This is a genomic window from Symbiobacterium terraclitae, from assembly GCF_017874315.1.
Lineage (GTDB): Bacteria > Bacillota > Sulfobacillia > Symbiobacteriales > Symbiobacteriaceae > Symbiobacterium > Symbiobacterium terraclitae.
In genome coordinates this window covers 1-14241 of the sequence record NZ_JAGGLG010000052.1, presented here as the reverse complement: position 1 = coordinate 14241, position 14241 = coordinate 1, and the positions used below count along the sequence as shown (strand labels likewise).

The window sequence follows — 14241 nt, the reverse complement described above, 5'->3', positions numbered from 1 at the left end:
CGGACTGTTCTTAGGCTACAGTGCCAAGTGAAACGAGCAAAGGCACAGGGGGGACTTGAACCCCCTAGTCACGTAGACTGCGAGGCGTACCAAGAACGGAGGGGCCTGCCACAGCGGGCAAGCCCCTCCGCACGTCTTGCGCATTACTTCTCCGCACCCAGCGTGATGCGGGCCGGGTTGACCTTGATGCCAGGCCCCATCGTCGAGGAGATGGTGACGGACTTCATGTACTGGCCCTTCGCGGCGGCCGGCTTCGCACGCAGGAGCGCATCGGCCAGCGCCCGGAAGTTCATGGCGAGCCGCTCGACGTCGAACGACGCCTTGCCGATGGGGGCGGCGACGATACCGCTCTTGTCGGTGCGGTACTCGACCTTACCGGCCTTGATCTCGCGGATGGCGTTGGCCACGTCGAAGGTCACCGTGCCGGTCTTCGGGTTGGGCATCAGACCCCGCGGGCCGAGGATGCGGCCCAGCTTACCGACGACGCTCATCATGTCGGGCGTGGCCACGGCGACGTCGAAGTCCAGCCAGCCCTCCTGGATCTTCGCCACGATGTCCTCGGCGCCGACGATGTCGGCCCCGGCGGCCTCGGCCTCTTTGGCCTTGTCGCCCTTGGCAAAGACGAGCACCCGAACTTCCTTGCCGGTGCCGCCAGGCAGCACGACGGCGCCGCGGATCTGCTGGTCAGCGTGGCGGACGTCGACGCCCAGGCGGAACGCGACCTCGATGGTCTCGTCGAACTTGGCCGTGGCGGTCTTCTTCACGAGCTCCAGAGCCTCGATCGGGTCATACAGCTTCGTGCGGTCGATCAGCTCCGCCGCACTGCGATACTTCTTGCCATGCTTCGGCATTGTCATCTTCCTCCTTGTGGTTGGACACGATTCGGCTGCCAAAGAAGAGCAGCCTCCCACAAGCCAAGGCCGTGCGACTACTCGCAGTCGACGCCCATCGACCGGGCGGTGCCGCGCACCATGCTCTTGGCGGCCTCCAGGTCGGCGGCGTTCAGGTCGGGCATCTTGATCTTGGCGATCTCCTCGACCTGGGCGTCGGTCAGCTTACCGACCTTCTGCTTATTCGGCACTCCGGAGGCGGTCTCAATGCCTAGCGCCTTCTTGATCAGAACGGCGGTGGGCGGGGTCTTCAGGATGAACGTGAAGGAGCGGTCCTCGTACACGGTGATCTCCACCGGGATCACGAGGCCGGCCTGGTCCTTGGTCCGCTCGTTGTACTCCTTGCAGAAGCCCATGATGTTGACGCCGTGCTGACCCAGGGCCGGGCCAACGGGCGGCGCCGGAGTCGCCTTGCCGGCCGGCAGGGCCAGCTTGATCAGCGCTGTGACCTTCTTCGCCACGGTGATTCCTCCTTAGATAATGTGGTACGGCGGGCGCCGGAAGGGCGCCCTCCCACTGCGGACCAAAGCCCGCACACCAAAGGGTCGCGCGCGTGGCGCGACCGCATTGATACTAACATAAACCGGGTGCGCTGGGAATGGGGCGGATCAGATCTCCTCGATCTGGCTGAAGTCCACCTCGACCGGGGTCTCGCGGCCGAACATGGTGACCAGCACCCGCGCCTTGCCCTTCTCGGGGAAGATCTCTTTGATCACGCCGGCGTGATCCTTGAACGGCCCCGCGATCACCCGCACGGGCTGGTCGATCTCGTAGTCGACCACCACGTTGGCCGGCTTGCCCTCCGCCTGGGAGCCGAGGATCGCCTCGACCTCCTCCTTGGTGAGCGGGATCGGCTTGTTTCCCGAACCGACGAAGCCGGTCACCCCCGGGGTGTTGCGGACGACGTACCAGGAGTCGTCGCTCATCACCATCTCCACGAGCACGTACCCGGGGAAGACCTTCCGCTTTACCTTTTTCTGCTTGCCGTCCTTGATCTCGATTTCGTCCTCCATGGGCACGAGCACCTGGAAGATCTTCTCGCGCATCTCCATGGACTCAACCCGCTTCTCCAGGTTGGTCTTCACCTTGTTCTCATACCCGGAGTACGTGTGGACGACATACCAGTTTCTTTCTTCCATGAGCCCAGGGAGCGGAAGGCGCCCCCCTCCACCTGCCTTTGCCTCGCTTACCGAACTAACCGAAAAGCAGCCCCATCAACAGGTCGAGCCCCAGGTCCCAGAGATAGAGGAAACCTGCGACGAACGCGACCATCGCCACCACGATCCCGGTCGCCTTCACGACCCGCTCACGGGTGGGCCAGACTACCTTCCGGAGTTCGCCGACAACTTCACGCAGGTACGTACGAATCCCCGCAAAGAAGGCGTTGAGACGCTCCATGACTTTGACCACCCTCACTAGAAAGTGCCCAACACAAATAAAACCTGGCAGCCCGACCAGTGTAGAAGATTGTAACACGTGACTGTTGGGCCTGTAAAGCGCGGGATTCCGTACGGCCCCGTGCTTACATTCTCACCCTGAGGCGCCGCTTTCATCCATGAAAACGGCCGCATCCTGCAGGATGCGGCCGTTTCAGCTGGCAGGGGCGGCAGGACTTGAACCCGCAACCTACGGTTTTGGAGACCGTTGCTCTACCAATTGAGCTACACCCCTGTGAGGGCCGACGGCACGCGGGCGTCGGCAAGGTACGCTCGGATTAGCGGGTCTCGCGATGGAGGGTGTGGTGCCCGCACGTCGGGCAGAACTTCTTCAGTTCGATGCGGCCCGAGTCGTTCTTCTTGTTCTTGTAGGTAGAGTAGTTCCGATTCTTGCAATCGGAGCAGGCCATCGTGATGATGACCCGAGCGCTAGCCTTCGCCACGTTGCGACACCCCCAATCCGCGAGGCACTTACCATGCTCATATAAGTTACCACGGCACCTATTCACTGTCAACACTGGCGCCGCGCGCTCTTGCGTCTCGGAGACAGGACCGGAGAGGACTTCCTCTCCGGTCCTGTACATGCTGGTTGCGGGGGAGGGATTTGAACCCTCGACCTCCGGGTTATGAGCCCGACGAGCTACCTGGCTGCTCTACCCCGCGGTGTTCCGTGCGAAGCAGGTTCAATTCTACCCCACATCGGCGACCCTGTCAACCCAACGAACCGCTGGAAATGCACGGCAAACCAGGGGGCGCGAAAGGGCTTGAGTTGATGTTCGTAAGGTGCGAACATATGCATAGAAATCGTGCTGCGCTGTGGCCGTCGCGGCCGGCCAGCGCACTCCCTGGGCGAAAGGAAGGTGCTGCCCTTGCAGCTGCGCTGGACCCGCGCATTCCGAAGCCGCATTCTGGCGCTCGTCGCCGCATCCTCCCTGGTGCCTGCGCTGCTGCTGCTGGGGGGCAGCCTGTACCTGAACAGCCGGGTGCAGCAGCAGATGCGCCGCGAGGTCGACGAGGCGCTCAACCTCGCGATCAACCTCGAGCAGACGCTGATCGACGGCAGCCTGAACCGCATGCGCGACCGGGCGGTGGCCCTGGCCGCGCATCCGGAGGTCGTCTCCGCCCTCGCGTCCGGCGGCGACCCGGCGCCGGTGCTCGACGCCTTCCAGCGGGCGCTGCCCGAGGCGGACCTGATCACGGTGGTCGGCCCCGACTCCCGAGTGGTGGCCCGCGCCGGATCCCCGCAGCGCGGCGAGGCCGTGCGCTACGGCGGTCTGGTGGAGCGGGTACTCTCGTCCAAGGCAGCGGCCGACTCCGCAGTGGTGATCACCCCCGAGGAGCTCGAAGGCGAGCCTGCGGCCCTGCGGGACAAGGTGCGCATGCCGATCATCGAAACCGCCGGCTCCCAGGACCCCCGCACCGGCCAGGTGCTGATGCACGCCCTCGCGCTGACGGGGGCAGCCCCGGTTCTGTCTCCCGACGGCGCCGTGATCGGGGTCGTGCTCGTCAGCGACATCCTGAACAACGACCACACCATCGTGGACGAGGTGCGGCACCGGTCGCCCCAGGCGCTGCCGGTCGACGCCTCCATCGCCCTTGACGGCGTGCGCGTGACCACCACCGTGCCGGCGCCTGGCGGGAGCCAGCGCGCCGTGGGCACCCTGTACTCCGATGTGGTCATGGAGCGCCTCCGGGCCGGCCAGGAGTACCGGGGCCGCGCCCTCGTGGGCGGCTGGCTCTGGCAGCGCACCATCTACCTGCCCCTGCGCGATCCCTCGGGCGAGGTGATCGCAGCGCCCTTCGTCGGCATCTCGGAGGCGGCCTTTGCCGAGCTGGCGCGTTCCACCTCCCTGTCCACAGCCGTCGCGGTCGTACTCGCCCTGGCGGCCCTGGTTGGTCCGCTGCTCGTCGCCCGGCGCGTGACCGACAGGATGGCCCAGAGCCTCGCGCATCTGGCCGACCTCTCCGGCGCGCTGCGCGCAGCCGGCGGCGAACTGGCGCAGGAGCAGGCGCAGATCGCGGCCGCGTTCAGCGGCGCCGTCGCCTCGGCGGAAGATGCCCTGCGCGCCGCGGAGCAGCTGGGCGAGAGCGCGGGACAGGCCGGCGCCCGGATGCGCGACCTGGAGGTCGCCCTGACCCGCATCAACGCCGGCAGCGAGGAGCAGACCCGGACCCTGCGGCACGCCGGCCGCATCGTCGCCCTGGTCACCCAGGCCGTGCAGGAGTCGCGCGGCTCCTTCGACGCCGTGCTCGAATCGCTGCGCGCGGCCATCGCCGCGGCGCAGCAGGGGCGCCACGGCGCCCTGCGTGCCGCCTCCTCCCTGGAGCTGCTGCGGCTGGATGCCGAGCCGGCGGACGCGGGTGAGGGGCCCGGCCGGCTCGAGAGGCTGATCAGCGACCTGGAGCAGGCCCAGCACGCCGTGGCCGACTGCGATGCCGCCCTGGCCGACATCGCCCGCCGCACCGGGGAGATTACCGAGCGCATCTGGGCTCTGGTCGCGGTGACCAACGAGAGCGGGGCCCGCGCGGGCGCCGTCAGCCAGCAGATGGCCGACCTGACGCAGGTGGCCGAGGAGACCGCCGCCAGGCTTCGCTCCACCACCGAGGCCACCCGGCATGCCATCGCCGTCTTCGAGGCCCTGGCCGAGTCCATCGGGTCGGGCGTCGCGCTGGTGCGGCGGACCGGGGCGCAGGTCGCTGCGGTCGCAGACGCCCAGCAGCGCCTCCGCGCCCTGGCTGAGCGCATCCAGAAGCTGACCGACGAACTGGACGAGAACACGAGTCATTTCCCGCTGTAGACCCTGGTGAACGCACCATCCGGGTGTCCGCGAGGGCATACCTGGATGGTGGATAGCGTCTGAGCGAGGGTCCGGCCGCCCGGCCGGACCCTCGCTTCATTAATCTAATTACCGTCTGTTCGCCGGCTAGATCCAGCCGTTCTTCGAGGCCACCATCGCCGCCTCGACCCGGTTCTTCACGCCCATGCGCCGCAGGGCCTCGGCCAGGTAGCCCTTCACCGTCTTCTCGCTGAGGAACATCTGCTCCGCGATCTCCCGGTTGGTGTACCCCTGCGCCACCAGGCGGATGATGGCCAGCTGCTGCCGGTTGAGCGGACTCCGGCCCTCCTCCTTCTCCTGGCCGGGCGAGCGCATATGCTGAATCAGATGGCCCACCACCTTGGGGTCCATGGCCACCTCGCCGCGGGCCACCTGTCGGATCGACCGCTTGAGATCCAGCCCCTGCACGTCCTTGACGACGTAGCCCTTCGCACCGGAACGGACGGCGGCCAGAACCAGGTCCGCATCGCTGAACGTCGTGAGCATCAGCACGGCCACCTCCGGCATCTCCTCCTGGAGCTGCCGGCATACCTCGACCCCGTCGATATCGGGGAGCCGGGCGTCCAGCAGCACCACGTCGGGCCGCAGGTTCCGGCACATCGCCAGCGCCTCGCGGCCGCCGGCCGCCTCGCCCACCACTTCCATGTCGCTCTCGCGGGAGAGCATCGACTTCAGGCCCTCGCGGAGCAGCTCATGGTCGTCGACGATCAGAATGCGTATCGCCATGGTTGATCGCCCCCTTCAGCGGTATCGTGGCCCGCACCAGCAATCCGCCCTCATCTCCGGGCACCAGGCGCAGGTCGCCGCCCAGCGCGGAGACCCGCTCGCGCATGCCGCGTACTCCGAACCGTTCGGGTCTCTCAATCTCTGCGCCTTTCGCTATTCCCACGCCGTTGTCCTGCACGACGAGCGTGACCATCTCAGGCTCATATCGGAGTGCGGCGATGATCGCCGTCCCCCGACTGTGCTTCCGGGCGTTGGTGAGCGCCTCCTGGCCCACCTTGAAGAGCGCGTCCTCCACCGCGGCCGGCAGGGGGCGCGGCGTGCCCGCCACGGTGAGCCGGGTCGTGAAGCCGTCCGCCTCCGCCGCCCGCAACAGGCGCCGCAGGCCGCCCTGGAGCCCGCCCTCCGCCAGCTCCGGCGCCCGCAGGGCGTAGATGGCCTCCCGGGTCTGGGTCGCCGCCTGCACCGCCAGCGCCCTCAGCCGCTCCAGCTCCGGGCGCAGCGGATCTTCGGGCGCCAGGTCGCTCAGCAGGCGGTCCAGCTTCAGGGCGAGCAGGAAGTTGGTCTGCGCGGCCCGGTCGTGCAGGTCCTGGGCGATGCGGTTGCGCTCGCTCAGCACGAGGTGCTTCTGCTGCGCGTCGTCCAGCTCCCCCCGCAGCTCCGATAGCCGCAGGGTCTGGCTCCTGTGCCGCTCCAGCACCTCCCGGGCCTTGCGGGCGGCTCGCTCCGCCCGCTGCGCGAGCCGGGCGCGCTCCCGGGCGGACTCCAGCAGCCGCGCCGCGGCGGCGGCCAGAACCTGCAGCTCACCGGGATCTCCCGCCCCGGCGGCCACCAGCTCCAGTCCCTGTCCGAGCGGAATCACCTGCTCCGGCGCCGGCTCGCACTCCGGCGGGAAACGGGCGACCCACCCCGGTGCCCCCGCCCGGCGGACCCCGACCGCCGGCCAGCCCAGGCGCACCGCAGCGACCTCCGCCAGCGCCGCGAGCAACTCCGCCTCCTGCTCCGCCGCGGGCAGGCCGGCCACAGCCGCCGCCAACCGCTCATGCCCCAAGCGCTCACCCCCGCGTCAGGTCAGGGAACTAGACCGCGCTGATGCGGCTCACTCACGAACACGGTCCGAACAGACCGCCGCTCGTACCCGAACAGACAGATAAGAACCGCCCTGCGACTCGTTTAATATCCGTAACGAAGAGTATAACATTTTGTCCGATAAACCGATGAAGGGTGATGCCCGACTGCGCGACCGCCGTGGTCGGGCCATCGATCCCGTGGGTTACGTAATGTCAATCTCACAGTTCATTGTGTAACAACAGGCAACCGGCTGGCAAGGAGGAGCGAGGGATGAACCTGAACCGCCGTGCGTTTCTCAAGCTCTCCGGCGTGTCGGCGGCCAGCGCTGCCGTGCTGCTGTTCGCCGAGGAGCGGGAGGCCCTGGCGCGGGATCTCAAGGCGTCTCGCATCACCAGGGCCCGGGAGGTCCCCAGCGTCTGCCCGCACTGCTCCGTGGGCTGCGGCCTGATCGGCTACGTGCGCGAGGGTCAGCTCGTCCAGGTGGAGGGCAACCCCGACAGCCCCATCAACGAGGGTTCGCTGTGTCCCAAGGGCGCCGCCACCATGCAGTTCGCCTATGACGGCGTGGGCCGGCCCAACCCGCTCAGGCAGCTCACCGCCAAGATCCGCCGTCCGGGCTCCGATCGCTGGGAGGAGATCGGCATCGACGAGGCCCTCGACCGCATCGCCCAGCGCATCAAGGAGACCCGGGACGCCGGCTTCGTGGAGAAGAACGCCGACGGCCTTGTCGTCAACCGGGCCGAGTCCATCGCGCACATCGGCTCAGCCTGCATCGACAACGAGGAGTGCTACCTCATCACCAAGCTGATGCGCGCCCTCGGCGTAGTCTACCTCGAGCACCACGCCCGTATATGACACTCCTCCACCGTGCCCGGTCTGGGCACCTCATTCGGACGCGGCGCCATGACCACGGCGCTGTGGGACGTCGCCAACGCTGACGTCGTCGTCTTCATGGGCTCCAACGCCGCCGAGAACCATCCCATCGCCCTCAAGTGGTTCCTGCGGGCGAAGCAGAAGGGCGCCACCGTCATCTGCGTCGACCCCCGGTACACCCGCACCGCCTCCAAGGCCGACTGGTGGATCCCCTTCCGCTCCGGCACCGACATCGCGGTGCTGGGCGGGCTGATCAACTACGCCATCACCCACGACAAGATCCACCGGGAGTACGTGGTGAAGTACACCAACGCCTCCCTGCTGGTCCATCCCGACTTCCGGTTCGACGACGGGCTCTTCTCCGGCTGGAACGAGGCGACCGGCAAGTACGACCAGGCCACATGGGCCTTCCAGACGGGCCCCGACGGCCAGCCGCTGGCCGACCCGACCCTGGAGCACCCGCAGTGCGTCTTCCAGCACATCAAGCGGATCTACGCCCCGTACACCCCGGAGAAGGTCTCGGAGATCAGCGGCATCCCCGTCGCGGAGTTCATCCGGTTCGCCGAGACCGTCTGCGCCACCGGCGCGCCCGGCAAGTCGGCCGTGTTCACCTACGCCATGGGCTGGACGCAGCACACCAAGGGCGTGCAGAACATCCGCACCGCCACCATCCTGCAGATGCTGCTGGGCAACATCGGCGTCGCCGGCGGCGGCATCGCGGCGCTGCGGGGCCACGCCAACGTGCAGGGCGCCACCGACCTGGCGGTGCTCTACCACGACCTGCCCGGCTACCTTGGCCAGCCCAATGAAGGCCACCAGTCGCTGCAGGACTTCCTGGCCAAGACCACCACCCGGAACAGCTACTGGGAGAACAAGCCGAAGTTCCTCATCTCGCTGCTCAAGGCCTGGTGGGGCGAGCACGCCACGGCCGCGAACGACTACTGCTTCGACTACCTCCCGAAGATGGCCACGAGCGAGACCTACAGCCACTACGACATCTTCCAGTCCATCCTCGACGGCCGGGTAAAGGGCCTCGTCGTGGTCGGCCAGAACCCCGCGGTGGGCTCGGCCAACGCCCGCAAGGTGCAGGCCGCCCTGGCGAAGCTGGACTGGCTGGTGGTCTCCGACCTCTTCCTCAACGAGACCTCCGAGTTCTGGAAGCTGGAGGGCATGAACCCGGCCGAGATCCAGACCGAGGTGATCCTGCTCCCCGCCGCGGGTCCGCTGGAGAAGGAGGGCTCCTTCACCAACACCCACCGGCTGATCCAGTGGAAGCACAAGATGATCGAGCCCATGGGCCAGGCCCACTCCGACGGCTGGTACATGGTGCAGATCGGCAAGCGGCTGAAGCAGCTATACGCCGGCTCCACCGCGGCCAAGGACCTGCCCATCAAGCACCTGGTCTGGGATTACGACGACCCCAACAACCCGGATGAGTTCGACCACCTCAAGGTACTGAAGGAGATCAACGGCTACGACACCACCACCGGTGCGCCGGTGACCGGGTTCGGTGCGCTGAAGGACGACGGCACCACGGCCTGCGGCTGCTGGATCTACTCCGGCATCTACCCCGAGGAGGGCGTCAACAAGGCCGACGCCCGGCTGCGCGCCGCCCCCAACCGGCCCGACGGCTGGACGGAAGCGAGGGCCGACGGCTCCGCGGACTACCTGCACCTGGGGTGGGGGTTCGCCTGGCCGGCCAACCGGCGGGTGATCTACAACCGGGCCTCGGCCGACCCGACGGGCCGGCCCTGGTCCAAGGTGCCGCTGGTCTGGTGGAACGAGGCCGAGGCCAAGTGGGCCGGCGTGGACGTGCCCGACATGCTGCCCGTCGCGCCGGACCAGGTCCACGCACTGGGCGTGCGGGGCGACTCCCCCTTCATCATGAAGCCCTGGGGCCTCGGCGGCATCTGGGGGCCGCTGCCCGACGGCCCGCTGCCGGTGCACTACGAGCCGAAGGAGTCGCCCACGCCGAACCTGCTCTACCGGAAGCAGGGCACGATCCCCACGATGAAGATCTACGACTCCGAGTTCGACGTGTGGGGCGACCCCCAGCGCTTCCCCTATGTCGCCACCACCTACCGGCTCACCGAGCACCTCACCTCCGGCGTGATGACCCGCACCCTCCCCTACCTGGCGGAGGCGTTCCCCCGCCACTTCTGCGAGATCCCGCGGGAGCTGGCGCAGCTGAAGGGCATCCGGAACGGCGACTGGGTCGAGGTGGAGAGCGCCCGCGGCAAGGTGCGGGTGCAGGCCATGGTCACCAACCGGCTGCGGCCGCTCCGGGTAGGCGGCCGGGAGACCTACGTGATCGGCCTGCCCATCCACTGGGGCCCCAAGTCGGGCCACGTGCAGGGCGACATCACCAACACCCTGACGCCGCAGGCGGTGGACGTGAACGTGCAGATCCAGGAGTCCAAGGTCTTCCTGGCGGACCTGCGCAAGGTGGAAGTAGGGGGGTAGTGCCAGATGGGACGCGCAGCAACCTGGGAGTCCTGGCGGCCTGACCCGACCAACCCGCGGCAGCACGTCGCGATGCTGGTGGACACCTCCGAGTGCATCGGCTGCAAGGGGTGCGAGGTCGCCTGCAAGCAGTGGAACCAGAACGAGGCACGCATCAGCCAGGAGCCCGGCACGTACCAGAGCCACCCGGCGCTGGACGCGGAGACCTGGACGGTCATCAAGTTCTTCGAGACCGACGCCGAGAACGGCATGTCCATGTGGCTCATGCAGAAGCACAACTGCATGCACTGCACCGAGGCGGGCTGCGTCACCGCCTGCCCCACCGACGCCCTGCAGTACGGCGACTACGGCGTGGTGACGCTGGACCAGGAGGCCTGCATCGGCTGCGGCTACTGCGAGCCCGCCTGCCCGTTCGACGCGATCCACGTGGATCAGACGGTCTGGGGCCAGAAGGCCCAGAAGGCCGGCAAGTGCACGCTCTGCTACGACCGCATCGCCAACGGCATGCAGCCGGCCTGCGTGTCCACCTGCCCCACCGACTGCATCAAGTTCGGCGACCGCGACGCCCTGATCGCCTGGGGCCGGGAGCGGGTCGAGCAGCTGAAGGCGATGGGCTATCCCAACGCCAACCTCTACGGCGTGGACGAGATGGGCGGCCTCCACGAGCTCTACGTGCTGCTGGAGCCGCCCGAGGCCTACGGCCTGCCGGTGAACCCCTCCCTCTCGAAGACGCTCACCCTGTGGAAGTACGTCCTGCAGCCCGTCGGCAAGGCCCTGCTGGGCGCCGGCCTCTTCGGCCTGGTGCTCAACTGGCTGGCCGCGCGCCGCACCTTCAAGGGCGGCCTGTCGCCCCACGAGACCGGCGCGGCCATGCACGACTGAGGGGGGATTCACGTGGCACGTGCAAGAGGAAGCATCAAGAAGTTCTCGCGGGCCCAGGTGCTCTTCCACTGGTTCTACGGCAGCGCGTGGATCGTCCTCGCCCTCACCGGCCTCACCTTCATGTGGCGCGGCGACCCCACCGGGCCGGCCGTGGGGCTCGGCCCCCTGCTCCAGGGTTCGGTCGGCCAGACGCTCCGGCTGGTGCACCGCATCGCCGCGGTCGGCCTGATGGCCTCGCCCCTGGTCTGGCTCCTGGGCGATCCGAAGTCCGTCTGGCCCGACCTGAAGGAGCTGTTCGCCTTCGGCAGGAACGACCTGAAGTACATGCTGATCGCGCCGCTCTACTACACCACCGGCCGGGGCCAGCTGCCGCCGCAGGGCAAGTTCAACGGCGGCCACAAGGTGAACTTCTACGTGGTCTTCATCACGTTCTTCACCTTCGCCGGGTCCGGCCTGGTGATGTGGTTCGGCCGCGGTTCGGTGTCCGATGCGGCGTTCCACACCGCACAGTTCGTCCACTCGCTCAGCTTCTTCCTGGGCTCGGGCCTCTTCCTGCTCCACGTGTACCTCACGGCGGTCCACCCCTTTACCCGCCGTTCCCTCTCTGCGATGGTGAACGGCTGGATGGAGCTGCAGTACGCCCGGCTGGACCACGCCGAGTGGGTCGAGCGCGAGATCCGCAGGGGCACGGCCCAGATCCGGGATGGCGGGCCCGCCGCCGAGGCCCGTTGAGCGCACCTTTCAACGCCACCCCCGGCGTGTGCTGGGGGCGGCTCTGTTGAAGCGACTGGGAGGGAGTAACGAATGCAGTCCCTGGAGTTCCTCGCCGCCTGGCGCGAGCGGGCGCGCCGGTGGCAGGAGCAGCTGCCGGAGCCGGCGCCGCTCCCCTCCTCCGCGGAGGCCGAGGCCGCCCTGGCGCGGGGTGAGCCGCTGGTCCACCTGGTGGACCCGCCCGTCGATCCCGACCGGTTCGCCGCCCTGCTGACCGAGCTGGCCGTCCTCTACGCCGAGGGCCGCACGGAGGCGCGCCCGCTGGCCGACGGCCTGGCCGCGGCTCCCGCCGCGGAGCAGCGGGCGCTGGCCGAGGCCCTGCTGGACGGCGGCGACGTGGCCGCCTGGGCCGCCCGGTACGGGGTGGAAGAGGACATGCTGCTCGCCCTGGGCGGCCTGGTGCTCCAGCCCTTCATGGCCAGCTTCGCCCGGGCGTTGCGGCGCGTGGCGCCGCTTCACCTGTGGCGGCGCACCCGGTGCCCGGTCTGCGGGGCCGCGCCCGACCTGTGCCGCATCGACTCCGACAACATCCGCCACCTGCACTGCCCGCGGTGCGACACGCAATGGGAGCACCACCGCCTCACCTGCGCCGTCTGCGGCACCGACGACGTGAAACAGGTCAGCATCCTCACCCTCGCCGGGCTGGAGCCCTGGCGGGTGGAGGTCTGCGACCTGTGCGGCGGCTACATCAAGACGCTGGACCAGCGGCACGGCGGCCACCTGGCCATGCCCCGGGTCGACCTTTACCTGGAGGACGCCCGCACCCTGCAGCTGGACCTGCTGGCGGAGCAGGAGGGCTACCGGCGGGGAGGTCGGGCGCATTGACCTTCCTGATCACCGAACCCTCGCCCCGCGGGAGGGAGGATCTGGCGGCCTACCGGACCCGGGGCGGCTACGCCGGGCTTGATCGGGTGCGCGCGGAGGGCGGCCGGTGGGCCTTGGAACAGGTGGCCGCGGCCGGGCTGCGGGGCCGCGGCGGGAGCGGGTCCGGCTGTCCCCTCGCGGCAAAGTGGCGGCGCATGGCCGCCTCCGCCGCATCCGACCGCTACGTGGTGGCCAACGGCGCCGAGTCCCAGGCCGTGAGCCAGAAGGACCGGTACCTGCTCACCCACTTTCCCCACCGGGTCCTGGAGGGGCTGCTGATCGCCGCCGAGGCGGTGGGCGCCCGGCAGGCCTTCCTCTGCGTGCGGGGCGACTCCGGAGCAGCGGTGGAGGCAGCCCGGAGAGCCTTGGCCGAGGCGGAAACCGCCGGCCTGATCGGTACCGTGGCCGTCGCCGTGCAGCCCACCGTTCCGACCGCGGTCTCCGGCGAGGAAACCGCCCTGCTGGACGCCCTGGCCGGGCTGGAGGGGTACCCCCAGCCGCAGCCGCCCCGCCCCGAGGAGGCGGGGCTGCGCGGCTGCCCCACGCTGGTGCAGAACGTCGAGAGCCTTGCTCAGGTGGCGGCGCTGTTCCGACACGGACCCGAGCGGGTCCGTGCGGCGGGCACGCGCACGTGCCCCGGCACGGCGCTCTTCACCGTCACCGGCGCCGTCGACCGCCCCGGCGTGTACGAGGTCCCCTACGGCACGCGGCTGTCGGACCTGCTGCGCATGGCCGGCGCGCCTCCCGTGGATGAAATCCTCGCGGTGCTCCCGGGCGGCCTCGGGTCGGGGCCCCTGCGCCCGGACGAGCTGGACGTGCCCCTTACCTACGAGGACCTGGCCGCCCTGGGAACGACCATGGGCACCTCCGCTGTGGTGGTCTTCCGCCGGGACGGCGCCTCGCTGCCGGAGGTGGTGCGGGAGAACGTGGGGCTGATGGCGCAGGCGTCCTGCGGCCAGTGCCAGGGCTGCAAGGAAGGCCACCTGGCCCTGGCCCGGGCCCTCGAGGCGGGCGACATGGCAGAGGCCAGGCGGCGGGCCGAGGTTCTGCTGTACGGCCGGGGCAACTGCGCCCTGCCCACCGGCACCGCCCGCTTTGCGCTGCGGGCCCTCCAGTCCTTCCCGGAGACGGAGTGGCAGGCGCTGCGGACACGCCCGGAAGCGGTGCCACGAACGCAGCGCTGAGCGTCGCCCGGCCGCCCCCCGGTGGCCGGACCGCAGGCGGTCCGACTCCTCCCCGCGCGGCGCGCACTGCCCCAGGGGTCTATAACCCTTGGGTGCGCGCGGTTGCACCGTTGTGTGACTTCCGCGTCTATGCCCGCGCTGGCTATGCTGAAACTAGGAGCCTGTCTGAGTAAGCCAGTTCTGTAGGAGCAAAAGGGTTCGGTGTCCAATGTCTTCAGCATGAGCAAGAAGACGTATCGACCGTATG

Annotated in this window: 14 protein-coding genes and 2 tRNA genes; 7 read left to right on the top strand and 9 right to left on the bottom strand. The window is 68.8% G+C overall.

The window, feature by feature from the left end; genetic code table 11:
• Window positions 1-143: 143 nt before the first annotated feature.
• From rplA to J2Z79_RS17815, 7 genes are all read right to left on the bottom strand, one after another.
• Window positions 144-851 (bottom strand): 50S ribosomal protein L1, encoded by a 708-nt coding sequence (gene rplA, locus J2Z79_RS17845; RefSeq protein ID WP_209468256.1) that lies wholly within the window; start codon window positions 849-851, stop codon window positions 144-146.
• Window positions 852-928: 77 nt separating this feature from the next.
• Entirely contained in the window at window positions 929-1351 is a 423-nt protein-coding gene (rplK, locus tag J2Z79_RS17840) for a 50S ribosomal protein L11 (RefSeq protein WP_209468255.1), read from the bottom strand.
• A 147-nt stretch (window positions 1352-1498) separates the two neighbouring features.
• On the bottom strand, window positions 1499-2029 hold the full coding sequence (gene nusG, locus J2Z79_RS17835; RefSeq protein WP_209468254.1) for a transcription termination/antitermination protein NusG: 531 nt from the start codon (window positions 2027-2029) through the stop codon (window positions 1499-1501).
• A gap of 55 nt (window positions 2030-2084) precedes the next feature.
• Window positions 2085-2288 carry a preprotein translocase subunit SecE gene (gene secE, locus J2Z79_RS17830; RefSeq protein ID WP_209468253.1) on the bottom strand — a complete coding sequence of 68 codons (204 nt, stop codon included), beginning with the start codon at window positions 2286-2288 and terminating at the stop codon, window positions 2085-2087.
• Between the two features lie 197 nt (window positions 2289-2485).
• Window positions 2486-2561: transfer RNA gene (locus tag J2Z79_RS17825), tRNA-Trp, on the bottom strand.
• A 43-nt stretch (window positions 2562-2604) separates the two neighbouring features.
• A complete protein-coding gene (gene rpmG, locus J2Z79_RS19340; protein ID WP_425353546.1) occupies window positions 2605-2910 on the bottom strand; it encodes a 50S ribosomal protein L33 in 306 nt (101 codons plus the stop codon).
• A 2-nt stretch (window positions 2911-2912) separates the two neighbouring features.
• Window positions 2913-2989 (bottom strand) — tRNA-Met (locus tag J2Z79_RS17815).
• Between the two features lie 206 nt (window positions 2990-3195).
• Between J2Z79_RS17815 and J2Z79_RS17810 the strand changes: the two genes are divergently transcribed.
• On the top strand, window positions 3196-5124 hold the full coding sequence (locus J2Z79_RS17810) for a methyl-accepting chemotaxis protein (protein WP_209468251.1): 1929 nt from the start codon (window positions 3196-3198) through the stop codon (window positions 5122-5124).
• Between the two features lie 126 nt (window positions 5125-5250).
• Here the strand turns inward: J2Z79_RS17810 and J2Z79_RS17805 are convergent, their stop codons facing one another.
• Window positions 5251-5889 carry a response regulator gene (locus J2Z79_RS17805; RefSeq protein ID WP_209468250.1) on the bottom strand — a complete coding sequence of 213 codons (639 nt, stop codon included), beginning with the start codon at window positions 5887-5889 and terminating at the stop codon, window positions 5251-5253.
• Window positions 5855-6937 (bottom strand): sensor histidine kinase, encoded by a 1083-nt coding sequence (locus tag J2Z79_RS17800; protein WP_209468249.1) that lies wholly within the window; start codon window positions 6935-6937, stop codon window positions 5855-5857. The genes J2Z79_RS17805 and J2Z79_RS17800 overlap by 35 nt, the downstream gene beginning before the upstream one ends.
• Before the next feature lie 290 nt (window positions 6938-7227).
• On the opposite strand from J2Z79_RS17800, the gene J2Z79_RS17795 reads away from it, so the two are divergent.
• The 6 genes from J2Z79_RS17795 (at window position 7228) to J2Z79_RS17770 (ending at window position 13994) form a co-directional block, all read left to right on the top strand.
• Window positions 7228-7812: a twin-arginine translocation signal domain-containing protein gene (locus J2Z79_RS17795; protein WP_209468248.1), complete on the top strand. Its 585-nt coding sequence runs from the start codon at window positions 7228-7230 to the stop codon at window positions 7810-7812.
• 12 nt (window positions 7813-7824) lie between these two features.
• A complete protein-coding gene (fdnG, locus tag J2Z79_RS17790) occupies window positions 7825-10293 on the top strand; it encodes a formate dehydrogenase-N subunit alpha (RefSeq protein ID WP_209468247.1) in 2469 nt (822 codons plus the stop codon).
• Window positions 10294-10299: 6 nt separating this feature from the next.
• Window positions 10300-11175: a 4Fe-4S dicluster domain-containing protein gene (locus J2Z79_RS17785; RefSeq protein ID WP_209468246.1), complete on the top strand. Its 876-nt coding sequence runs from the start codon at window positions 10300-10302 to the stop codon at window positions 11173-11175.
• Between the two features lie 12 nt (window positions 11176-11187).
• Window positions 11188-11907, top strand: a complete 720-nt coding sequence (locus J2Z79_RS17780; RefSeq protein ID WP_209468245.1) for a formate dehydrogenase subunit gamma — start codon at window positions 11188-11190, stop codon at window positions 11905-11907.
• Window positions 11908-11979: 72 nt separating this feature from the next.
• A complete protein-coding gene (locus J2Z79_RS17775; protein WP_209468244.1) occupies window positions 11980-12771 on the top strand; it encodes a formate dehydrogenase accessory protein FdhE in 792 nt (263 codons plus the stop codon).
• On the top strand, window positions 12768-13994 hold the full coding sequence (locus tag J2Z79_RS17770; RefSeq protein WP_209468243.1) for an SLBB domain-containing protein: 1227 nt from the start codon (window positions 12768-12770) through the stop codon (window positions 13992-13994). Before J2Z79_RS17775 ends, J2Z79_RS17770 begins: the two co-directional genes overlap by 4 nt.
• Window positions 13995-14241 lie beyond the last annotated feature (247 nt).

Coding starts and splice junctions, on each gene's coding strand:
- J2Z79_RS17775 (WP_209468244.1), top strand. CDS start 11,980: ATGCAGTCCCTGGAGTTCCTCGCCGCCTGGCGCGAGCGGGCGCGCCGG.
- J2Z79_RS17795 (WP_209468248.1), top strand. CDS start 7,228: ATGAACCTGAACCGCCGTGCGTTTCTCAAGCTCTCCGGCGTGTCGGCG.
- J2Z79_RS17805 (WP_209468250.1), bottom strand. CDS start 5,889: ATGGCGATACGCATTCTGATCGTCGACGACCATGAGCTGCTCCGCGAG.
- rpmG (WP_425353546.1), bottom strand. CDS start 2,910: ATGTACAGGACCGGAGAGGAAGTCCTCTCCGGTCCTGTCTCCGAGACG.
- nusG (WP_209468254.1), bottom strand. CDS start 2,029: ATGGAAGAAAGAAACTGGTATGTCGTCCACACGTACTCCGGGTATGAG.
- J2Z79_RS17785 (WP_209468246.1), top strand. CDS start 10,300: ATGGGACGCGCAGCAACCTGGGAGTCCTGGCGGCCTGACCCGACCAAC.
- secE (WP_209468253.1), bottom strand. CDS start 2,288: ATGGAGCGTCTCAACGCCTTCTTTGCGGGGATTCGTACGTACCTGCGT.
- rplA (WP_209468256.1), bottom strand. CDS start 851: ATGCCGAAGCATGGCAAGAAGTATCGCAGTGCGGCGGAGCTGATCGAC.